Below are 20680 nucleotides of genomic sequence, written 5' to 3' on the forward strand. Positions count from 1 at the left end.
AGCAAGGGCGAGCCCTATGTTTCAGAACTCGCGCGATTTCTCGCCAACATGTGTATTGGCTTTGATCGCACGATGCCCCATCTCTGCCTCATGACACGTACTGCCCTGACCACCGTTTTCTCTTTCGCCCTGATGACCTCTGCCGCGCTCGCGCAGTCCTATGACCGCGTTGTGCAGGCCGAAGTACTTCCCGGCTGGCGAAACGCTGACGGCAGCCATACGGCTGCGCTTCGGATCACACTAAACCCGGGGTGGAAAACGTATTGGCGGGCACCCGGAGATGCTGGCATCCCTCCGAGAATTACATGGCGCGGGTCGCGAAATTTGGGGACTGTTGATCTGACCTGGCCCACTCCGGAAGTTTTTGACCAGAATGGCATGCGCTCCATCGGGTATTCCAACGAGGTCGTTTTACCGGTGCAGATCGCCCCGCAGTCCAGCGACAAACCCATGACGGTTAAGGCGCAGTTGGAGATTGGCGTTTGTCGCGACATTTGCGTTCCTCAAACCCTCAAAGTGAAGGCCGAATTGCCTCCTCTGGGAGAACGAGACGCGCGCATTGCTGCGGCGATGATCGATCAACCGGTCTCTGCATCCGAGGCAAACGTTGGCTCGGTCAGCTGCAAGGTCGCGCCCACACAAGATGGACTGCGTCTAACCGCAACGATTGCCATGCCTCACATGGGGGGCAACGAAATCGCGGTCATTGAGGCTGGCGATCCGTATATCTGGATTGCCGAAGGCACGACGACCCGGCAGGGCAACACTTTAATCGCCGAAACCGAGATGATGCATGTAGAGGAGATTCCCTTCATGCTCGACCGCTCAGCCGTACGCATAACCGTGTTGGGATCAAAGCGCGCCGTTGATATTCAGGGCTGCTCAGGCTGAGGAAGCTGCAGACCGTCGCTTCAACGCGATGCCGGCCGCGCCGAGCGCAAATGCCGAAACGGCAACTAAGAATGCGCCCGCAATGAATACACCCAATGCCGCGATTGGCGAGGTTACCCCGATCAGAGCGGGGAACACTTGCACCATCGCCGGCAAGACCGATCCAAAGGCAACGACCCATCCAAGCGTCGCCACCAGCCAGCCGGCAATAGCCGTTCCTGCCATGATCACGACAGGGCGCACGCCCGGTGCGGCAGAGCCGCGACGCAAAGCCGCCATCTGACGCCCCACGTCGGACTGCATCGCGATCAGGGCGGGTACTACGATCAGCACCAAAATCATTCCAAAACCGAGCCCGTAGACCAGTGTAATCACCGTGGGCTTGAGGAACTGCGCCTGTTGAGACCGCTCAAACAAAAGCGGGGCCAAACCCAAAACTGTTGTCGCAGTGGTCAGGAACACAGGCCGCAATCGGTCGGCCGCACCATCAATAATCGACGGAATAAGACCGCGGTCCTGCGCGTAGTCGTCAATCGTTGTCACCAGGACAATCGAGTCGTTTATGATGATGCCCGTCATGCCCAGCAGACCGATTACCGTGAACATGCTGAGCGGAACATCGTGCATGTAGTGGCCGTAAATCGTGCCAACCAGACCGAAGGGAATGATCGCCATAACCACCATCGGACGCGTCCAACTCGAAAAGACCCATGCCAGAACAAGGTAGATTCCCGCAAGACACAGGATCAGTCCGGTGCGCGCATCGTTCAGGAAATCGTTCTCCTGTTCGGCAAGACCGGACAATCGCCATTCGATCTGCTTTTCGCTTGCAATCGTGGGTAAAATATCACTGCGCAGCTGCTCCATTATGGCTTCGGCCCGCGCTGGGTCGTCTTCGGATATGTCGCCGGTCACATTGATCAGCCGGACCCCGTTTTCGCGTCGCACCGTCGAAAAACCAGTACGGCTCTGCACCGTCACAACATCAGCCAAAGGCACATACTCGCCAAGCGGTGTACGCATCAGGGACCCCTCAAGGAAGTCGGCTGTCAACTCGCCTTCCGGCAACTCCACGCGGATCGCCGCACTGCGTGGTCCGTCCGGATAGGTGGCGGCTTCGATCCCGTTCAGGCGGTGCCTCAGCACCCTGCCAAGGGTGTCGATACTAAAGCCCAGAGCCCGTCCCTGTGCTGTCAACTCAAGGATCAGCTCCTCTTTGTCGTAGCTCAGGTTATCCTCCACCGCTGATACCTCGGGGAACTCGTCCAAAGCCGTCTTAAGGGCTTCACTAGCGGCCTTTAGCGTATCAGCTTCAGCGCCGAAAAATTCGACATCAAGCGAGTCCCCACCCGGCCCAGAGCGCCAACCACGGAAGCTGATTGTCTCGGCAAGCGGATGTCTCTGCACACGGTCCTGCAACTCGGCCACAAACGCGAAACTCGAATACGGCCGCAAGTCTGCATCGATCAATTCGATGGAAATCGAACCCAACAAGTCGCGGTCCAGTGACTCCGCGCCGGGCAAGTTACGCCCTGCGTTGCCGCCAATCTCCGCTATGACATAATCCAGAGGATTGCGGCCGTGACGCTCTTCGTATTCTTTTCCCAACTCTTCTGTGGCGCGCTGCATTTCCCGCATCATTAGCAAGCTGTCCGCGCGTGTTGCTGTGGGCAGCATTGCAAAATTTCCGGTCACGGAACCTCGTTCGGGTGCGTTGAAGAACCTCCATTTCACATCGCCATTGATAAACAGAGCCGCTTGACTGGCCAGCACCAGAACGGCTGCCGCCAAAACCGGATATCGCGCCCAGATCACCAGGCGCATGAAAGGCCTGAACAACCGCTCGCGCACCCACCGGAAACCGACGTTTACAACACGGCTCGGCACGTCGTACCAGTGCTCCTTTGCAGTATGCTTCAAGGCATGCGCCATGTGGTTGGGCAAAATCAGGAAGCACTCCACCAGCGACGCGGCCAGCACCACGATCACGGTAAACGGAATGTCCGCTATCAGCTCCCCGAACCGTCCTGAAATCACGGTGAGGCCAAAAAAGGCAATGATCGTCGTCAGGGTCGAAGAAAACACCGGCATCGACATGCGTCTGGCCGCGTTCTCTGCTGCTTCATAGGGTCCCTCTCCAAGCCGTCTGGCGCGCGCGTCCGCGTGCTCGCCAACAACGATCGCATCGTCAACCACTATGCCCAACGTGATGATCAGCGCAAAAAGCGAGATCATATTGATCGTCAGTCCCGCCATATACATGAGGGCAACAGCCGCGAGCATCGCTGTCGGAATACCTGCTGCAACCCAGAAGGCCGTGCGTGCATTCAAAAACAAGAACAGCAGCACGACCACGAGCATCAATCCCATCGCACCATTGTCGATGAGAATGTTCAAACGCCCCGTGATCGCCTCTGCCCGCGTCCGGATAAGTCGCAACTCCACACCCTGCGGCAAGGTGGATTGGACGAGGGCTGCCACCTCTTCCACCTTGGCTTGCATGGAAATTGCGTCGCCAGAGCTTGTACGATCCACTCGGATCGACATCGCCGGGTTTTCTCCGACAAAGTAGGTTCGATTGCGGTCCACGCCCTCGACGCGAATGCTGGCCACATCTTCCACCAGCAGTTTGGTGCCGTCCGGATTGGACCTTAACGTGATCCCTGCGATTTCGTCGGGAGCGCGTTTTTCGACACCTGTCCGCACGCGTGCCGCGGCACCGCTCACGTCTCCGGCAGGATCAGCATTGACCTCCTGGGCGATGGCGTCCGCGATTTGTGCCAGAGTTATGTCATGCGTGATCAGGTCCACGGAGGAGACCTCGATCACTGTTTCGCGCTCCGCCAATCCCCGGATCGTCGTGCGCGTGACACCTTCGGTATATAGGCGGGCTATGAATTCGTCGGCATACCGTGCGAGCTGGTCCGGGCTCACCGGTCCTGTGATCACGACATCCGTCACTCGATCACGCCATGCGCCTCGCCGAACCGTGGGATCTTCCGCTTCCTCCGGCAGAGTCGTCACCCCATCGACGGCGACCTGAACATCATCGGTCGCCCGCGCCATATCCCAACCGGGCTCAAAATCCAGAGTGATCCGCGCCGTTCCTTCGGTCGACCGGGACGCAGTACTCTCCACCCCTTCAACCACAAGCAAGGCAGGTTCCATTACTTGCACAATGGCGCTGTCTACGTCTTCAGCACCTGCGCCCTCCCACTGCACTGTGACCGTCACAGTTTCGACAATCACATCAGGAAAAAACTGCGCCCGCATCCGGGGAGCGGCTGCCAGACCCGCAAGGATCAGGATCACCAGCAAAAGATTCGCAGCAGTCGCATGCCGTGTGAAGTAGCTCAGCACGCCGCCCGCGCGGGTTCCGAGGGCGCGCACGGGTCAGCCTCCCATCCGTGCGCGCAGACGTTCCACCATCTGCGCAGGCACTTCGGGCTGGCTCAAGGCATTGAGCATCCTCTTTTTCACATCGCCCGGTATGCGATCATTGGCTTCGATGGCCGTCACAAACCTTTGCCGCTCCTCATCGCTCAGAGCGACCATCGCGGGAGCCTCGGGTATTTCTCCTGCGGGTCCGATCGGTTTGACCTTGATGCCAGCGCCCAAAAGCGGCGTGCGCCGCGTCACAACACGCTGCCCCGTCAGCCCGCGTCCACGCACCAGAACCGAGTCACCCTGCCGGCGCAGCAAAGTGACATTTAGCGTGTCCAACCGGTCCTCTTCGCCCACCACAAGCACCGTGCCTGCTGCATCCAGAGCGGTCGCAGGCAACCGAACCACCCGCTCCAACTCCGGCTCCTGAACACGTACCGTGACAAAATCGCCGGGTTTCAGCCCCCGGGCGCCGTCTAGCCGCGCATAAAGAACCCGCCCGGTCTGGCCCTCGCCCACTGCCGCTGCATCACGGGTGATCACGCCAGTCGCCTGCAGGTCCGTGCCCATCACATCCAGCGATACCGTCACTTCGGATTGATGCAACCGGTCGTCCTCATCAAGCAACCGCACGTATTGTGGCGTGGAAACGCGAAACGCCACCTCAAGTGACAAGGGGTCGATCAAGGTTGCAAGGCGCTCGTTCATCGAAACCAACCCGCCCTCGACGGCATTCACCTCAGATAAAGTTCCGGCAAAATCTGCCCGTATTATCGTGTCATCCAAATCGCGCTCGGCTTCGGCCAATGCGATGCGCGTACGTTCGAGGCGTGTTTCCGCCTGATCGATGCGCGCCTCGCCCTGCGCCACGGACCGCCGGTTGGAAAGCACCGCCTGCCGTGCTGACGACAAAGCAAGTTCCGCCGTTTCGACCGCCGCAGCCGTCCCGACACCGCGCGACTGGAGATCAACCTGCCGGTCAAACGCCTTCTGCCTTAACGCCAGCTGTGCCTCAGCTGAAGCGAGCTCATCTTGGGCAAGCTTCAGCGTGCGCACCGCGTCACGGTCTTCTGCCTCGGCATCCAAAAGATCGTTGGCCAATCGATCCAGCGCAAAGCGAGCCTTGCTTGGATCGACCTGCACAAGAACCTCTCCTGCGTTCACACGCGCGCCATCTTCAAAGTTTTCCGAAAGCTGGATAATTGCGCCCGGCGCCGACGCTCGCACTTCAAGGGAACGACGCGACTGCACCTCCCCAAACGCCACAAGCTCCGGCGCGATACGGCCTGCTTCTGCTTCAACGACATTCACCGAAAAAACACGTTCCCGTGCCGGTGGTCCGCTGTTGTCACGCGCCAAACGCTCTTCGAGCGCACCGCGAACCAGATTGCCCGCAAAAAGCAGAAGCCCGGCGGTCACCGCCAGCAGGAAAAGCCCTGTAAGGCTTTGTCTCAAAAACCGCATCTGGCTCCGTCTCCCTCTACGTCGCTCGGCGTTTATGATGCGCCCGACACCGCGAAATGCCAAGGCAACTTAGGGTGATACGCACTTGCCACGAACATCCGTCGAAAAAACTTCGGGGAAATGTCCCCCAAAACTGAAACTCACTTTCGACGCATGTGTTCATCAAGTCGCGGCATGATCTCGACAAAGTTACAGGGACGGTGGCGATAGTCGAGTTGCCACTTGAGGATTTCGTCCCATGCATCCTTGCAAGCGCCCGTACTCCCAGGCAGCGCGAAAAGGTAGGTGCCGTCAGTGACCCCGCCAGTGGCACGGCTTTGAACAGCACTGGTACCTATCTTTTGCATACTTACCATCGTGAAGACCGTTCCAAAGGCTTCGATTTCCTTTTCGTAAACGTCCCGATGAGCCTCTACCGTCACATCGCGCCCGGTAAGGCCTGTGCCGCCTGTAGAAATGATCACATCCACTGCATCGCTCTCACACCAGTCGCGCAATTGCGCCGCGATAAGTGCACGCTCGTCCTGCACTATTTTTCGGTCAGCCAGCTTGTGACCCGCATCTTCAAGACGCGCCACAAGGGTGTCGCCGGAGCGGTCCTCTGCCAACGAGCGCGTGTCACTCACTGTCAGAACAGCAATCCGTACGGGAATAAATTCTTTGCTCTCGTCGATCCTGCTCATTGCTTATCCTTTGGGCTCAACTTCAAACCACGTTCCCGCCGGACCGAGGTTCGCGACATGGCTTTCGCCTACCATGGCACTCCGTCCCCAACAGTCGTGAATATGTCCGCAGACGACCAACGGAGGTTGAATACGCTCGATTGCCTGCAAAACAGCTGTCGACCCCAGCGAAACGCCTTGCGATGTCTTATCCACGACGCCTTTCGGCGGTGAATGCGTGATCAATACGTCCACGTCTTCACATCCGGACAAAAGCTCCGCTCCTTGTGCCTCGGTCAGGTCACAGGACCAATCCTTGAAAGGTGTGACAGGGATAGCGTAGCCGATGCCAAAAAGTTTCAGCCCCGCCACTTCGGTCGTTTCCCCGTGCAAAACCACAGCATTCTCAGGCGCAGCGCCGCGTAATTCGTCTTCGCTCTCATTGTTGCCGGGCACCATCACCACGGGCCCTTTCAGGCCGTCAAGTAAGGCCATCGCCCCTTCCAAATCCAATCGGTGATTGGTGAAGTCTCCCGCCGCGATCACCAAATCAGCATTCCGGCTCATTTCCACAAGCCTGCGCGCCGCCGGTGCTGCGCGATGCAAGTCCGAAAAGGCCAGTACCTTCACGAAATTTCCTCCAGCTTGGCCTTCAGGCTTAACAAATCTGCCCAAGCCTCGCGTTTCATCCCTGGTTGGCGCAAAAGGTAAGCAGGATGGAACATGGGCATCACAGGCTTGCCGAACGCTTCCTGCCAATTCCCCCGCAGTCGCGTGATCCCTCTCCGGCCAAGCACAGCATCGCAAGCAATATTGCCCATCAAGACGATGAGATCGGGCGCAACAATCTCTACGTGCCGCTCCAGAAACGGTTTCAGCATGGCAATTTCTTCAGGCTTGGGATCACGGTTTTGCGGTGGGCGCCAAGGCAATACATTCGTGATGTAAATCGCATCTTTGGACAAAGGCACTTCCCGCCCCATGTCAATTGCGCCGAACATCCGATCCAAAAGCTGCCCGGCACGCCCTACAAAAGGTTTGCCTTCACGGTCCTCGTCACGCCCCGGGGCCTCGCCGATGATCATGACACGCGCTGCCGGGTTGCCGTCCGCAAAGACAAGGTTTCGAGCGCCGCGCTTCAGCTCACAGTGATCAAAGGCCGCCATTGCTGCCCTAAGCCCGTCAAGGTCGGCGACATCGGCTACAGCCTTCCTCGCCTCAACCACAGTATCGATCTGAACCTTTTGCGGCGGTGCATCGACAGGCGGGGGCGTAACCTTGGGCTTGGGAGCTTCTTTTGGCGTTTCATAGCGGTTGACCGGCGAATCCAGCATCGCTTCCGTGGCGCCGAGTTCCACCTGCCAGGCCAAAAGCGCTTCCGCTGTGTAATAATCAAGTGCCGATTCCATGGCCAAACACTAACGTCTCTGCCAAGGTGGTAAAAGACCATGCAATTTCCGGCAAATACCCGCCGATTTTACGAATTTTCATAGCGGCCATGCAGCCAGTGTCCAATGCCACGCTTGCCCTGCAAAAAGGGTCTCCATATAAGCGGCGCGATCGAGACAGAAGGAGAGCCCCAATGACCTTTGGCCACAATCATCTTCTGGGGATCGAGCCCCTGCGGCCCGACGAAATCACCTCTATTCTCGATCTTGCTGACAGTTACGCCGATCAGGCGCGCACCGAGGACAAGCATTCCACTGCGCTCAAAGGCATGACCCAGATAAACATGTTCTTCGAGAACTCGACCCGCACACAGGCCAGTTTCGAAATTGCAGGCAAGCGCCTTGGCGCGGATGTAATGAACATGGCGATGCAGGCCAGCTCGATCAAAAAAGGCGAAACCCTGATCGATACGGCGACAACCTTGAATGCCATGCACCCCGATCTTCTTGTCGTGCGGCACCCGCACTCAGGCGCTGTGGACTTGCTGGCACAGAAAGTGAACTGTGCTGTCCTGAACGCGGGTGACGGTCGCCACGAACACCCAACCCAAGCACTTCTTGACGCGCTAACAATTCGACGCGCCAAGGGCCGCATCCATCGCCTCAACGTAGCGATCTGCGGTGACATCGCCCACAGCCGGGTGGCGCGTTCCAACTTGATTCTGCTGAACAAGATGGAAAACCGCGTGCGGCTGATCGGGCCTCCCACGCTGGTTCCGGGCAGCTTCAAGAACTTCGGCGCCGAGATATACGAAGATATGGAAGAAGGCCTAAAAGACGTGGACGTCGTGATGATGCTACGCCTTCAGAAAGAACGCATGGACGGCGGCTTCATCCCGTCCGAACGGGAATACTATCACCGCTACGGTCTGGACGCCGCCAAACTGGCGAACGCCAAGGATGACGCAATCATCATGCACCCGGGCCCTATGAACCGCGGTGTTGAGATCGACAGCGAGATCGCCGACCACCCAACCCGCTCCGTCATTCAGGAGCAGGTCGAGATGGGCGTCGCTGTCCGTGCCGCAGCAATGGACCTTCTGGCGCAGAATCTGCGCGCCCGACGGGCCGAAGCTGCCAATCATCCGGTCGAGGTCTAAACGTGGAAGATCCCAAAGATCCGAAGATGAGCGGCCGCGTCGCAACCGTGGCTCTGATTGTCATGTTTGCCTTTGTCGGTCTCATGATCTGGATCGGAGGCTGAGCGCGTGCATGTCTCGGCCTCAGAACGCGGTCTGGTGCGGCTTTTCGCCGTCGACTTGCCGTCTGAGGAGGTCGAGGCGTTTCGCGAGTCCGTTTTTGACGGCGACGGTGAACTGATCGACTGGCCGCTGGCCAACGCACTCGGAGCTTTTGATCTCGACGAAGACTACATCGAGCTCTTTAACGTGCGTGATCTCGAGGGTCTCGGCCTTCCGGGATACATGGTGCAGGGCTTGGGAATATCCGAGCGCGACGTACAGGAGGACGGCAACCGCCTGTCCGCTCAGCGCGGTTGGGTACTGGTTGTCTTGTCCTCCGCATTTGGCCGCACCGAACAGACCCTCTCCCCGCGCCGCCCGCTAAGGTGGCTGGGCACCTACAAGGAAGAGGGCGCGCGGGTTCGCTATGATCCATTGCCGTCCGCCGGTGCCAAGGGTGCGCCTCTGGATGTGCCCCCCAAACCTGTTACTTCGAACCCATACAAAACGGTTCTTTTGGCCATACTTGCCTTGCCTGCCGCGGCGCTCGTTCTGGGCCTATTGTTTCTTTGGGGAAGTGCGAAATGAGCCAACCCCAATTGCCCGACACCATCCGGCTGCACGATGACGAGGACCTTATCGCGATTTGGCAACCGGCCTTTGGGCCGTTCTTGCGCAAGCTGGTTGTGGTGTCCCTTCTCACTGCTGTTGTGCTTGGCAGGCTGATTTTTGTCTTTACCGATCTATCCGGCGTTTTGTCGTGGACCATCAGCATCCTGGTCTCCGCCGCGCTTTACGCTTTCCTGTTTGATGATGTTTTTGAATGGCGACAACGCCGCGACGATCACTGGGTTTTGACAAACTGGCGTCTGATTTTCGTGAACCCGATGGACGAAAGTGAGCCCGACAGCCTGTCTCTGTCAGATTGCGGCACCGCCAAAGGTTGGATGTGGTGGTCTGTACGTCTGCGACTTTTGCCGCGTGGCGCAATGATCCTGCCCTTCCTGAAAGATCGCAAAGGCGTCGCCGCTGAAATCAACACCGCGGTTTCCACATACAGGTCCGCGCAATCCGCCGGGGGTACCTCATGAGCAGAAAAGACGAAGCCCGCATGGCCCCGAAAACCGAGTTGAATATGGATGAGACCGTGCTGCAGAGTTTCACGGCAGACCGCATGACTTATATTCGGTCATCCGCGTGGCTGGCTGCAGGGGCGATGGCATTTGGCATGATTGCGCTTTGGGCCATGGGCAATCCGCACGTTTGGACCGGCGCCGTCGGCGGCCTTGCAGCCATCGCCGTCCGCACAGCCTACCTAATGAGCGAAGAGCTAGCGGCGCGTTGGGATCTGACCAATCAGCGAGTTCTCGGCCCGGGCACCAAAGCCATCCGTCTGGGTGAGATCAAGGAACTCAACACTCTGGGCTCCGTTGTCCAGATAGTGACCCACTCCGGCGATAAACATCTCATAAAGTTTCAGGCTGACCCTGCGAAAACCATCGCTGCAATCCAGTCATCTCAGGCTGGAGGTCAGACATGACGCTCGATCGCCGTAGCACAACCCCACTCATTGCCTGCATTTGCGCCTTCCAAGGAGAGCCCCAATGACCACACTCTTCACCAACGCCCGCCTGATCGATCCCGCCCGCAACAGCGATGCTCCCGGTTGGGTGCTTGTGCGAGATGGCCTGATCGTGGCGTTTGGCGATGGCGTTTCCCCCGAAAGCGCGGATGAGATTGTAAACTGCAACGGAAAATGTCTCGCGCCGGGCATTGTGGACATTGGGGTCAAGGTCTGTGAGCCCGGAGAGCGACACAAGGAAAGCTACAAAACCGCCGGCTTGGCCGCCGCTGCTGGTGGTGTCACCACAATGGTTACCCGCCCCGACACGCTGCCCGCGATTGATACCCCTGAAGTGCTTGAGTTCGTAGAACGCCGTGCCAATGAGGCCGCCCCGGTCAACGTGGTGTCGATGGCCGCTTTGACCAAGGGGCGCGAAGGCAAGGAGATGACGGAAATCGGTTTCCTAATGGATGCTGGCGCGATTGCCTTCACCGACTGCGACCATGTCGTCACCAACAACAAGGTGCTTAGCCGCGCAATGACCTATGCCCGTGCCAATGGGGCTCTGGTAATGGGCCATCCACAGGACCCGGGGTTGTCCAAGGGTGCTGCCGCCAATGCCTCGAAATTTGCCGCATTACGGGGCCTGCCTGCCGTGTCCCCAATGGCGGAACGTATGGGGTTGGACCGTGATCTGGCGCTCGTGGAAATGACGGGTGTTAAATACCACGCGGATCAAATCACAGCCGCACGCGCCCTCCCTGCATTGGAACGCGCCAAGAAAAACGGCTTCGATGTGACTGCGGGTACTTCGATCCACCACCTTACGCTCAACGAACTGGACGTTGCTGACTACCGAACTTTCTACAAGGTCAAGCCGCCACTGCGGGCCGAAGAAGACCGACTCGCGTTGGTCGAAGCGGTTAAAACGGGCCTGATAGATGTGATCTGCTCCATGCATACGCCGCAGGACGAAGAATCCAAGCGCTTGCCTTTTGAGGAAGCCGCCTCAGGCGCAGTGGGCCTGGAAACTCTGCTGCCCGCAGCCATGCAGCTTTATCAGAACGGCGACCTGTCTCTGCCTCAGCTATTCAAGGCTATGGCTCTCAACCCAGCGAACCGTCTCGGATTGCCAGCTGGCCGGATCGAAGAAGGTGCGCCGGCCGACTTCGTCGTTTTTGATCCTGACGCTCCGTTCATTCTGGACCGCTTCAAACTGCAGTCCAAATCCAAGAACACTCCGTTTGACGGCGCCAAGATGCAGGGTAAGGTGCACGCCACTTACGTGGCCGGAAAGGCCGTCTACCGGAGAGACTAAATGCCCTTGATCGATTCGACCCCCACCGTCCTGATGCTCTGGGCGGTGCTTGGATATCTCTTGGGGTCGGTCCCCTTTGGCATGGTTCTAGCCAAAGTAATGGGGCTCGGCAATTTGCGTGATATCGGATCCGGCAACATTGGGGCCACCAATGTGTTGCGGACCGGCTCAAAGAAAGCAGCCGCGCTGACGCTCGTTCTTGATGGCGGCAAGGGCGCCGCAGCAGTGTTGCTTGCGCGCGGATTGGCTGGCGAAGATGCCGCACAGATCGCGGGCCTTATGGCCTTTATTGGTCACTGTTATCCTGTCTGGCTCAAATTCAGGGGCGGCAAGGGTGTTGCGACATTCCTCGGGCTGATTTTGGCTCTCGCCTGGCCCGTCGGAATTGCCTGTTGCCTTACATGGCTGGTCGGCGCGGCCGTCTCTCGGATTTCCTCATTCGGAGCACTGTTCTCTGCGGGTATGTCCACGGTATGGATGGTGATCCTGGGCCAATCAGAAGCATTTTTGCTAGGTGTTGTACTGACAATCATCGTTTTCTGGCGTCACCGCGAAAACATCAAACGCATGCGCGCCGGTACAGAACCGCGTATTGGGCAGAAATCCTGAACCTGACGGCCCGCAACGGCCCAAATCACACATCTATTTCGAGCGCTTTCTGGCGGAATTGCGCCCGAAGTCTTAATTTCTCCTGTCCCTCAACTCTTCTTTAACGAGTATGCCCAAAAACATCCGCATACTCAGGGCGGAAAATCCCCCATGTGTTCCTCAGGAGGGTGTAAATTGCCGGTCCACTTTGAAGTTTTCCCGCAGTTCCCTCTCATCTACAGCCGTTTTGTGGGCAGCGTTTCAAAAGAAGACGTCAGTGCACGGCTGGCTGGCACCCTGCCTCAAGCAGATAGTTTTTCGGAATTGGCAGAGATAATCGACCTGACCGACGTCACAGAACTTGCAATCACCCCATCTCTCATCTGTGCCATTGCCGATGAAATCGCATGGCAACACAGCGAGATCGGCAGACTTCACAAACTATGCATTTTGCGACCGGCCAGCGCGAGTTGTCCTGGGGTCGATCTGCTTCTGGAGCTTCTGGCCGGACATGGTCAGGAGATGCCAATCATAGTGGTTACTGCACCCTCAGATGCCGTGCGCGAGTTGAAGCTCCCGGCGGAAAGCCTGCGTCTATTGCCGAGGCATTTCATGCCTCCGCTGCATCTCGTATGACCGATACCGGAAACCTTCCGAAAAACTTCACTTGTTAGGTATTTATTTGCTTCCACACACCAGAGTGCCGCAAATTCTACAAGTCCGGACCATACCATGCCGATTCACGCCCGTTACATCGACGCGCTCGACATCATGTATTTCACCTTCACAGGCGTCGTGACCCACGGAGAAGTGCAGTCAAAAGCCACTGAGGTTATCGCAAAAGTGCCACCTACGGTCCGCGCCGAAGTGCTCGATTTCTCAGAAATGGAGCAGTTCGATGTCGGGTTCGGAGAGGTCATGGCGACCCTCAAACTCATTCAAGAGATCAACCAGGATGCGCTCTGGGAGAAAAGCTACTATCTCGTCAAGGGCGGCAAGCTTTCACCACATGTCGTGACAATGATAACGTCGCTGTCCAAAGTGATCGGCGCGCAATACAGCATCGACGTCAGCGACGACCTTGAGGAAGCCCTGGCCACTATGGATCTTCCAGGGGAAGCCGTGACGCACTTCACAGCATCAGCGGTTATGGCAGCTCAGTAGCTGTAGTCCCCATAAATCCGGCTTAGATCGCCGTTCCAGTCGCCGTGAAAACGGTCCAACAATTCGTCCGCGGGCACTTTGCCGCTTTCGACACTGTCTTTCAGAGCATTCAGGAAGTGTGTCTCGTCCGGCACCAACCCGCCCGCGCCCGGGCGCGCCCGCGCTTTCAGCCCGGCCTCGGATATCGCCAATACTTCCCGCGCCAGATCGTGCATTTTCAGGCCACCGACTTCGGCCTGCAGGCCGTCGACGCTTGCTGCCACTCGCAACGCTTCTCGTGTCTCGTCGTCCCATCCTTTGGCAATGTCCCATGCGGCGTCCAAAGCCGTCTGATCATACATCAGCCCCACCCAGAAAGCAGGTAATGCGCAAAGGCGCCGCCAGGGTCCACCATCCGCGCCCCGCATCTCCATGTATTTCTTTATCCGCGCTTCAGGAAATGCTGTGGTCAGGTGGTCTGCCCAGTCGCTCAGCGTCGGAGTTTCCCCTGGAAGTGCAGGCAATTCACCTTTGAGAAAGTCGCGGAAGGACATGCCCAGCGCATCAATGTATTTCCCGTCGCGGTAGACGAAATACATAGGCACATCGAGTCCATACTGAACCCAGCGCTCGAAACCGAAGCCATCCTCGAAAACAAATGGCAGCATACCCGTCCGCGCGGCGTCCAGATCGCGCCAAACACGGCTGCGCCAGCTCTTGTGCCCGTTGGGTTTGCCGTCAAGGAATGGAGAGTTGGCAAACAGAGCCGTCGCCACTGGCTGCAGGCTTAGGGCGACGCGCAGTTTCTGCACCATGTCCGCCTCGCTTTCAAAGTCGAGGTTCACCTGCACAGTGCAAGTCCGGTACATCATGGTTTTCCCCATAGTGCCGACCCGGTCCATGTAGTCGGTCATCAGCTTGTAACGCCCCTTCGGCATCACCGGCATTTCCTCGTGCGTCCACTCCGGTGCCGCACCCAGACCAATAAAGCCGACCCCGATCTTGTCGGCGATATCTTTCACATCGCGAAGATGCTCATTCACTTCGTCACAGGTCTGGTGGATGTTTTCAAGCGGCGCACCGGACAGCTCCAACTGGCCACCCGGTTCAAGACTGACGTTCGCACCATCCTTTTCAAGACCGATCAGCTTGCCGCCTTCTTCCAGAGGGGTCCAGCCGTGGCCGTCACGCAGCCCTTCCAGGACCGCCAGAATCGAACGCTCGCCTTCATAGGGCAAAGGCTTGTGCGTGTCCTTGCAGTACCCGAATTTCTCGTGTTCCGTGCCAATGCGCCAGTCTTCACGGGGTTTACAGCCCGAAGACAGGTACTCTGCCAACTGGTCGTGATGCTCAATCGGGCCGCCGCCGGACTGGGGAATGGACATGGGCTCGCTCCGCTCCAAAACTGTCGTGGCGTTCAGTGGTGGGCCGATTTGTCGGGACTGTCAATGTGCTCTCGCGCACAGTTAACTCAGACGACGGTCATCCTTTGCCCAGATCAACACTGGCTCCGGCTTCTGCTCCTGTAGTTTTACCAACATTTGTTCGGTTTGCAGCCCCGGCAAACTGGCGAACGCATCAAACAGCGTCTCCCCCCCTTCAGCATTCACAGGGATGTGAAGCGGTTGACGTCCCGGTTGGTATAGCGCCCAAACTGCGGGTTTGCTCCGCCCGTCAAGCACAAGGCGGCTCAATCCTCGGATAGACACGCTGCCGCCGTTGAGCGGCCCGAAATATGCGACTTCGCCTTCGTCGACTTGCACAACACCCGGTCCACCGGCGCCCCGTCGAAAACGGGCACGCTGGATGCCACTGACGACCAAGGCGATGCCGGCGATCACCACAGCAAACCCCACCCAACGCAAAATACCAGCGCCGCTGGCCCACAAGAGACCGATGGCCAAAACGCCAAGCCCTATCAGAACCTCTCGCCACTTCGCGATGGCAGCCTGCGCTTCAGGTCTTATGAAACTCACTGTGCGTCCTCCCCATGGAACATTGCCATCGACATGCTACCTTTGCGCTGAAATCCGATGGCCTCATAGGCTCGCGCAGCAGGTTCGTTGGCAGCAAACAGGATGGCCTGCTTGACACCTCGCTCTCGCGCCTCTGCCAAATGCAGCGCCACAGCCCGCCGCGCCAGCCCTTGCCCGCGCGTTTCCGGTGGGGTGAACACAGCTCCGATCTGCACAGCGTCTCCCGCTTGGGCATTGAAACCAGTCATTGCAACCGGCAGACCCTGTTTGAACAAGATCCGGTGGCTGCCCCGCGCAATATACCCGTCTATATCCTCTGCTGCTGCCGCGTAACGCTGTGCCTCAGGCGTTCCCAAAACTTCCCCGTGATAAACGGCTCGCCACTGTGTCGCCAACAAACGCAGACTGTCGTCAATCGGAACGACTTCAAAACCGGCGCAGTCAGGGATCAGCATCTGGTCAAGCGCGAGAACATAGCCAGGCTCTTCAGGGTTGAACGCCATTGGACAACCAGCCAATCCGGTTGCTTCCAGAAAATCCGCAACTTGTCGGGAATCCCCACTACATCCCAATAACTTTCGCCCTCGCCACATGGGAGCAGTGGCGGCCCAGTCAACAGCCCTAGCGTCGGGTGCTTGCAGGAGAATGAACCCACTGTTGCTGATGCCGAACACACCCAGCGTGGAACCGGTCTGCGCCCATACCCGCATCCCGTAGGCGTCGCTGCTGCCAAGTCCATGTGCCTCGAGATTGCTCAGGAAAAACATCGAACTCTGGATACGTTCCTTGAGGAACACGACAACCTTGTCCAGATCATTTCCGCCGACCTCCTCCCAGCTCATGACCAGTCGCCCAGCGCTTGCTGCCAAATCGTCATGGCAGCCACTGCAGCCGTATCCGCCCGCAAGATCCGCGGCCCCAAACTGACCACATGCGCAAACGGCAAGGACTTAAGCTTCGCCCTTTCCCCTTCCGAAAAGCCGCCTTCCGGTCCAATCAGAATGGCCCACTGTTTCGCAGAGGATGCTGCCAGCTGCTTGGCCGCGCCAACCTCTGCCTCATCACAAAACATCAACTGCCGCCCATCAGGCCACTCAGTCAACAGCCGCTCCAACTTGGTCAGCTCGGCCACTTCAGGCACATAAGTCCCGCCACATTGCTCTGCCGCCTCAACCGCATGGGCCTGCAACCGGTCCTGCCTGATGCGTTCGGAATTGGTAAACTCAGTCGCCACCGGCACGATCCGTGCCGCACCCATCTCAGCTGCTTTCTCTACGATAAAATCAGTACGCGCCTTCTTGATCGGCGCGAAACACAGCCACAGGTCGGGCGGCATCTGCAACGGCTTCGTCTGTTTACAACAGACCAACTCCCCGTTGCGCTTATTGGCAATACTGATCTCGCAATACCATTCACCATCGCGGCCGTTAAACACCAAAACCGGGTCGCCAACGGCCATCCGCATCACGCCGAACAAGTAATGCGCTTGGTCCCGCACCAGAGGAATGGTTTGCCCTTCCCCCAGCCCCTGCTCTACATACAATCTGACTTTTGCCTGTTTCATGGGAACCTACATATGGCCGACACGCGCCCAACGGAAGAACCAACCGCGCAAGACCCCAAAGGTCAGGTCTCTGATGCCGTCAAAGGCAATTGGGTCGACCATATCGCGCCCGCGTTCTCCCGTCCGTATCTGCGCCTGTCCCGCGCCGACCGGCCAATTGGCACGTGGCTCCTCCTGCTGCCATGTTGGATGGGTCTTGCCCTTGCAATGCTCAGCACTCAAGAAGCCTCTCTGAACGATCTCTGGATCGCAGTGGGTTGCGCGCTCGGATCCTTCCTGATGCGCGGTGCAGGCTGTACTTGGAACGACATCACTGATCGAGAGTTCGATGCACAGGTCGAGCGCACCCGCTCCCGCCCAATCCCCTCGGGCCAAGTCACCGCCAAACAGGCTGCCGCATGGATGGTCCTTCAGGCGGCCATCGCCTTCGGCATCCTGCTCACATTCAACACGGCCGCGATTTTTCTGGGCATTCTGTCGCTCCTGCCCGTTGCGATCTATCCTTTCGCCAAACGGTTTACGTGGTGGCCACAGGTTTTTCTCGGCATCGCGTTCAACTGGGGTGCGCTGCTAGCATGGACAGCTCACACCGGCGAGCTTCAGGCTCCCGCCATCGCTCTTTATGCCGCCGGAATCGCCTGGACGCTTTTTTACGACACGATCTACGCACATCAGGACACGGAGGACGATGCGCTGATCGGTGTCAAATCCACCGCACGCCTGTTCGCTGAAAAAACCCCACAGTGGCTTCAATTCTTCTTGATCCTGACCGTTTCGCTGATGGGCGTTGCCACAGTTATGGCGGCAATAGAAGCGTCCGCCATCGCCCTGCTCATCGCTCTTCTGGGGCCTGTAATCATGGGCTGGCACATGCAATGGCAGCTCCGGATGCTCAAAACCGACGACCCCGACCGCTTACTGATGCTCTTCAGATCCAACCGAGACACGGGCTTGATCGCCGTCGCGTTTTTCGGTTTCGCCCTGTTCCTGTGATTGCAAGCCCGACCCTCAGCGCGTATCTATCGCCCAGACCAGAAAAATAAGACCTGAATGCGACTCTCCTCCCTTCTTATCGTCTTCGCGACCTTCGCCACTGCCGGGCTCCTGTCGGTCGTAGCCGCCAGCTTGTCTGCCGACCTGATCGAAAACACCTCCAAGGAAGCCGTTAAACGCGAGCTCTCGTTGGCTGGACAGGATTGGACAGAAGTGCACGCGGAAGGCCTTCAGGTGTTTCTGGCTGGCACAGCCCCGACCGAAGCCGACCGGTTCCGTGCCATGACCGCAGCCGGTCGAATCGTCGACGCGGCACGGGTGATCGACAATATGCAAGTCACCGCCACAGCCGACATAGCGCCACCCCGGTTCTCAGTAGAAATCTTGCGCAACGATGCCGGTATCTCGCTCATCGGATTGATCCCCGAGAACTCCGACCGTGACGGCATCCTGCGCTCGATCCGCAAGCTTGCCGGAACACAGGACGTCACCGATCTGCTGGAAACCGCGGAATACGATGCGCCCATCGCGTGGCAGGAAAGCCTGAACTACGCCATAAGCGCGCTGCGCGACTTGCCTCGCTCGAAAATCTCCGTCGAGGCCGGACAAGTCAGCATCACCGCAATGGCCAACAGCCCCGAAGACCGTCAGGAACTTTCGGCCAAGCTGGTTCGCAATTCTCCGAGCGTTGTGGACGTCAACCTCAACATCTCCGCACCGCGTCCTGTCATCACCCCTTTTACCTTGCGGTTCCTGATCGACGAAAACGGATCCCGATTTGACGCCTGCTCAGCGGACACCGACCGTGCCCGCACGCGTATCCTGACAGCGGCCCGCAACGCAGGTCTTCCTGCCGGTCGGACCGATTGCACAATCGGTCTGGGTGTGCCCTCCCCGAATTGGGCGGCAGCCGTTGAGACAGCCATCGACGGCCTTGCCGAACTGGGGCATGGATCGGTCACGTTCTCGGATGCCGACATTACCCTGACCGCGGCTATGGGCACTGAACAGGCTTTGTTTGACCGCGTTGTCGGCGAGTTGGACAGTGACTTGCCGGACGTGTTCGCGCTGACCGCAACCTTGCCCGAAGCGCCCGAGACCGACGCAGAAGGCACAACACCCGAATTCACAGCAACACTCAGTCCAGAAGGACTTGTTGCGCTGCGTGGACGACTCGCAAATGAAATCTCCCGCGATACAACCGAAAGCTACGCCCACGCCAAATTCGGTTCCGAACAGGTCTATATGGCTGCCCGCCTTGACGAAACCCTGCCTCAAAGCTGGCCGTTCCGTGTGATGGCGGGGCTGGACGCCTTGGCACAACTGCATCATGGCAAGTTACTGGTCACTCCTGAATCGATCTCCGTGACCGGAAAAACCGGTGACACCGAAACCAACGCGCGGATCGCTCAAATTCTGGCGGACAAGTTGTCCTCCACCGACAACTTTTCGATCGATGTGCTGTATGTAGAAGAACTCGACCCACTGGCGGCATTGCCGACTGTCGAGGAATGCATCGCGGACATTCAGGCTTTCGCCAAGGACAACAAAATCACGTTTGAACCCGGCTCGGGTACATTGGATGCCTCCGCCGCCGATATTCTGGATAGCATCGCCGTCAAAATTTCCGACTGCCCCGAAATGCAACTCGAAATCCAAGGGCACACCGACAGCCAGGGGCGCGAGTCCATGAACCAGGCCCTGAGTCAGACCCGTGCACAATCCGTTCTGACTGCGCTACAGGATCGTCGCATCCTCACCAAAGGGTTTGTTGCCAAAGGGTATGGCGAGAGCCAGCCCATCGCCGACAACGAAACCGAAGAAGGCCGCGAAGCCAACCGCCGTATCGAGTTTGTGCTGGTAACGCCGGAAGCCGGGGAGGCCACGGCCGAAGGCGACGAATCCGAAGCAACAGCCACCGACGCAGAAGCTACGTCCGAAGAGCAAACCGCGGGCGCTGAAGCTGCGCCAGCTTCGGAAGAGACGGCAGAGGAGACACCTGCGGAGACCACTGAAGCCCCTGCAGAAACGGAAACTGCAACAACGGAAACTGCGTCCGAAGCCGTTGACACCGGCGCCGAAGAGTCCGACACCGGAAGTGAGGCAGAAGCAGAAACCGCCACCACGGGACAGGCCGAAGAAACGGCACCGGTAGGCGAGGAGACCACAAATGACCAGAACTGAGTTCATCCTGACCACCGCAGTGATCCTGTTTGTCGCGTTCTGCATGGGCTGGTTTGCCAACTGGCTGGTGCACCGTTTCACCCGCGTGGCACAGTCTGACGTGGATGAATTGGAGCGCATGAGCCAAGAGCTTCACGAAGCGGAAGAAACACGGGATCAGGCGATCACCTACCTGCAACAGCGCGAGGCCGAGCTGACCAACCAGCTCACCCAGACCGAAGCTGAACTGCGTGCCGCCATGGACGGCCTGCGCGATGCGCGCGCAGAAGCAGAAGAAATGCGCGCCTACGTGGAGCGATTGAACGCTTCATAAGGCGACA

21 protein-coding genes are annotated in these 20680 nt (G+C 58.3%); 12 read left to right on the plus strand and 9 right to left on the minus strand.

The window, feature by feature from the left end:
• Positions 1–90: 90 nt before the first annotated feature.
• Entirely contained in the window at positions 91–891 is an 801-nt protein-coding gene (locus BXY66_RS18755) for a protein-disulfide reductase DsbD domain-containing protein (RefSeq protein WP_132861945.1), read from the plus strand.
• Here BXY66_RS18755 and BXY66_RS18760 read toward each other — a convergent pair.
• From BXY66_RS18760 to BXY66_RS18780, 5 genes are all read right to left on the minus strand, one after another.
• Positions 883–4281, minus strand: a complete 3399-nt coding sequence (locus tag BXY66_RS18760) for an efflux RND transporter permease subunit (protein ID WP_132861946.1) — start codon at positions 4279–4281, stop codon at positions 883–885. The genes BXY66_RS18755 and BXY66_RS18760 overlap by 9 nt on opposite strands.
• A 3-nt stretch (positions 4282–4284) precedes the next feature.
• The gene (locus tag BXY66_RS18765) at positions 4285–5739 is read right to left on the minus strand and encodes an efflux RND transporter periplasmic adaptor subunit (RefSeq protein WP_132861947.1); all 1455 of its coding nucleotides are present in this window, start codon (positions 5737–5739) and stop codon (positions 4285–4287) included.
• 140 nt (positions 5740–5879) lie between these two features.
• On the minus strand, positions 5880–6422 hold the full coding sequence (moaB, locus tag BXY66_RS18770; RefSeq protein WP_132861948.1) for a molybdenum cofactor biosynthesis protein B: 543 nt from the start codon (positions 6420–6422) through the stop codon (positions 5880–5882).
• A gap of 3 nt (positions 6423–6425) precedes the next feature.
• The gene (locus BXY66_RS18775; RefSeq protein ID WP_132861949.1) at positions 6426–7031 is read right to left on the minus strand and encodes a metallophosphoesterase family protein; all 606 of its coding nucleotides are present in this window, start codon (positions 7029–7031) and stop codon (positions 6426–6428) included.
• Positions 7028–7810: a uracil-DNA glycosylase gene (locus BXY66_RS18780; protein ID WP_132861950.1), complete on the minus strand. Its 783-nt coding sequence runs from the start codon at positions 7808–7810 to the stop codon at positions 7028–7030. Before BXY66_RS18780 ends, BXY66_RS18775 begins: the two co-directional genes overlap by 4 nt.
• A 173-nt stretch (positions 7811–7983) precedes the next feature.
• Here BXY66_RS18780 and BXY66_RS18785 point away from each other — a divergent pair, with 173 nt between their 5' ends.
• From BXY66_RS18785 to BXY66_RS18820, 8 genes are all read left to right on the plus strand, one after another.
• On the plus strand, positions 7984–8949 hold the full coding sequence (locus BXY66_RS18785) for an aspartate carbamoyltransferase catalytic subunit (RefSeq protein ID WP_132861951.1): 966 nt from the start codon (positions 7984–7986) through the stop codon (positions 8947–8949).
• 108 nt (positions 8950–9057) lie between these two features.
• Positions 9058–9618 (plus strand): hypothetical protein, encoded by a 561-nt coding sequence (locus BXY66_RS18790; protein WP_132861952.1) that lies wholly within the window; start codon positions 9058–9060, stop codon positions 9616–9618.
• Complete coding sequence (locus BXY66_RS18795) at positions 9615–10121, plus strand: hypothetical protein (RefSeq protein WP_132861953.1); 507 nt, start codon at positions 9615–9617, stop codon at positions 10119–10121. Before BXY66_RS18790 ends, BXY66_RS18795 begins: the two co-directional genes overlap by 4 nt.
• Positions 10118–10570, plus strand: coding sequence for a hypothetical protein (locus BXY66_RS18800; protein WP_243694436.1), 453 nt, complete (start codon positions 10118–10120; stop codon positions 10568–10570). Before BXY66_RS18795 ends, BXY66_RS18800 begins: the two co-directional genes overlap by 4 nt.
• 64 nt (positions 10571–10634) lie before the next feature.
• Complete coding sequence (gene pyrC / locus BXY66_RS18805; protein ID WP_132861954.1) at positions 10635–11912, plus strand: dihydroorotase; 1278 nt, start codon at positions 10635–10637, stop codon at positions 11910–11912.
• Positions 11913–12521, plus strand: coding sequence for a glycerol-3-phosphate 1-O-acyltransferase PlsY (gene plsY / locus BXY66_RS18810; RefSeq protein ID WP_132861955.1), 609 nt, complete (start codon positions 11913–11915; stop codon positions 12519–12521).
• A 174-nt stretch (positions 12522–12695) separates the two neighbouring features.
• Positions 12696–13136, plus strand: a complete 441-nt coding sequence (locus BXY66_RS18815) for a hypothetical protein (RefSeq protein ID WP_132861956.1) — start codon at positions 12696–12698, stop codon at positions 13134–13136.
• A gap of 96 nt (positions 13137–13232) precedes the next feature.
• Positions 13233–13664, plus strand: a complete 432-nt coding sequence (locus BXY66_RS18820) for a hypothetical protein (protein ID WP_132861957.1) — start codon at positions 13233–13235, stop codon at positions 13662–13664.
• Here the strand turns inward: BXY66_RS18820 and BXY66_RS18825 are convergent.
• The 4 genes from BXY66_RS18825 to BXY66_RS18840 all read right to left on the minus strand — a co-directional run bounded on the left by BXY66_RS18825 (position 13658) and on the right by BXY66_RS18840 (position 17183).
• A complete protein-coding gene (locus BXY66_RS18825; protein WP_132861958.1) occupies positions 13658–15028 on the minus strand; it encodes a glutamate--cysteine ligase in 1371 nt (456 codons plus the stop codon). The genes BXY66_RS18820 and BXY66_RS18825 overlap by 7 nt on opposite strands.
• Before the next feature lie 81 nt (positions 15029–15109).
• Positions 15110–15619: a hypothetical protein gene (locus tag BXY66_RS18830; RefSeq protein ID WP_132861959.1), complete on the minus strand. Its 510-nt coding sequence runs from the start codon at positions 15617–15619 to the stop codon at positions 15110–15112.
• Positions 15616–16461, minus strand: coding sequence for a GNAT family N-acetyltransferase (locus tag BXY66_RS18835; RefSeq protein WP_132861960.1), 846 nt, complete (start codon positions 16459–16461; stop codon positions 15616–15618). The genes BXY66_RS18830 and BXY66_RS18835 overlap by 4 nt, the downstream gene beginning before the upstream one ends.
• Positions 16458–17183, minus strand: coding sequence for a 16S rRNA (uracil(1498)-N(3))-methyltransferase (locus BXY66_RS18840; protein WP_132861961.1), 726 nt, complete (start codon positions 17181–17183; stop codon positions 16458–16460). Before BXY66_RS18840 ends, BXY66_RS18835 begins: the two co-directional genes overlap by 4 nt.
• Positions 17184–17195: 12 nt before the next feature.
• Here BXY66_RS18840 and ubiA point away from each other — a divergent pair, with 12 nt between their 5' ends.
• The 3 genes from ubiA to BXY66_RS18855 are packed head-to-tail and all read left to right on the plus strand — an operon-like array spanning position 17196 to position 20673.
• On the plus strand, positions 17196–18176 hold the full coding sequence (gene ubiA, locus BXY66_RS18845) for a 4-hydroxybenzoate octaprenyltransferase (protein WP_243694437.1): 981 nt from the start codon (positions 17196–17198) through the stop codon (positions 18174–18176).
• Positions 18177–18233: 57 nt separating this feature from the next.
• Positions 18234–20360, plus strand: coding sequence for an OmpA family protein (locus tag BXY66_RS18850; protein WP_132861963.1), 2127 nt, complete (start codon positions 18234–18236; stop codon positions 20358–20360).
• Entirely contained in the window at positions 20347–20673 is a 327-nt protein-coding gene (locus BXY66_RS18855; protein WP_132861964.1) for a hypothetical protein, read from the plus strand. The genes BXY66_RS18850 and BXY66_RS18855 overlap by 14 nt, the downstream gene beginning before the upstream one ends.
• Positions 20674–20680: the final 7 nt, after the last annotated feature.

Origin of the sequence: Shimia isoporae (genome assembly GCF_004346865.1) — a bacterium.
GTDB lineage: Bacteria > Pseudomonadota > Alphaproteobacteria > Rhodobacterales > Rhodobacteraceae > Shimia > Shimia isoporae.

Coding starts and splice junctions, on each gene's coding strand:
- BXY66_RS18850 (WP_132861963.1), top strand. CDS start 18,234: ATGCGACTCTCCTCCCTTCTTATCGTCTTCGCGACCTTCGCCACTGCC.
- BXY66_RS18840 (WP_132861961.1), bottom strand. CDS start 17,183: ATGAAACAGGCAAAAGTCAGATTGTATGTAGAGCAGGGGCTGGGGGAA.
- moaB (WP_132861948.1), bottom strand. CDS start 6,422: ATGAGCAGGATCGACGAGAGCAAAGAATTTATTCCCGTACGGATTGCT.
- BXY66_RS18835 (WP_132861960.1), bottom strand. CDS start 16,461: ATGAGCTGGGAGGAGGTCGGCGGAAATGATCTGGACAAGGTTGTCGTG.
- BXY66_RS18755 (WP_132861945.1), top strand. CDS start 91: ATGACACGTACTGCCCTGACCACCGTTTTCTCTTTCGCCCTGATGACC.
- ubiA (WP_243694437.1), top strand. CDS start 17,196: ATGGCCGACACGCGCCCAACGGAAGAACCAACCGCGCAAGACCCCAAA.
- BXY66_RS18825 (WP_132861958.1), bottom strand. CDS start 15,028: ATGTCCATTCCCCAGTCCGGCGGCGGCCCGATTGAGCATCACGACCAG.
- BXY66_RS18785 (WP_132861951.1), top strand. CDS start 7,984: ATGACCTTTGGCCACAATCATCTTCTGGGGATCGAGCCCCTGCGGCCC.
- plsY (WP_132861955.1), top strand. CDS start 11,913: ATGCCCTTGATCGATTCGACCCCCACCGTCCTGATGCTCTGGGCGGTG.
- BXY66_RS18855 (WP_132861964.1), top strand. CDS start 20,347: ATGACCAGAACTGAGTTCATCCTGACCACCGCAGTGATCCTGTTTGTC.
- BXY66_RS18780 (WP_132861950.1), bottom strand. CDS start 7,810: ATGGAATCGGCACTTGATTATTACACAGCGGAAGCGCTTTTGGCCTGG.
- BXY66_RS18820 (WP_132861957.1), top strand. CDS start 13,233: ATGCCGATTCACGCCCGTTACATCGACGCGCTCGACATCATGTATTTC.
- pyrC (WP_132861954.1), top strand. CDS start 10,635: ATGACCACACTCTTCACCAACGCCCGCCTGATCGATCCCGCCCGCAAC.
- BXY66_RS18765 (WP_132861947.1), bottom strand. CDS start 5,739: ATGCGGTTTTTGAGACAAAGCCTTACAGGGCTTTTCCTGCTGGCGGTG.
- BXY66_RS18795 (WP_132861953.1), top strand. CDS start 9,615: ATGAGCCAACCCCAATTGCCCGACACCATCCGGCTGCACGATGACGAG.
- BXY66_RS18800 (WP_243694436.1), top strand. CDS start 10,118: ATGAGCAGAAAAGACGAAGCCCGCATGGCCCCGAAAACCGAGTTGAAT.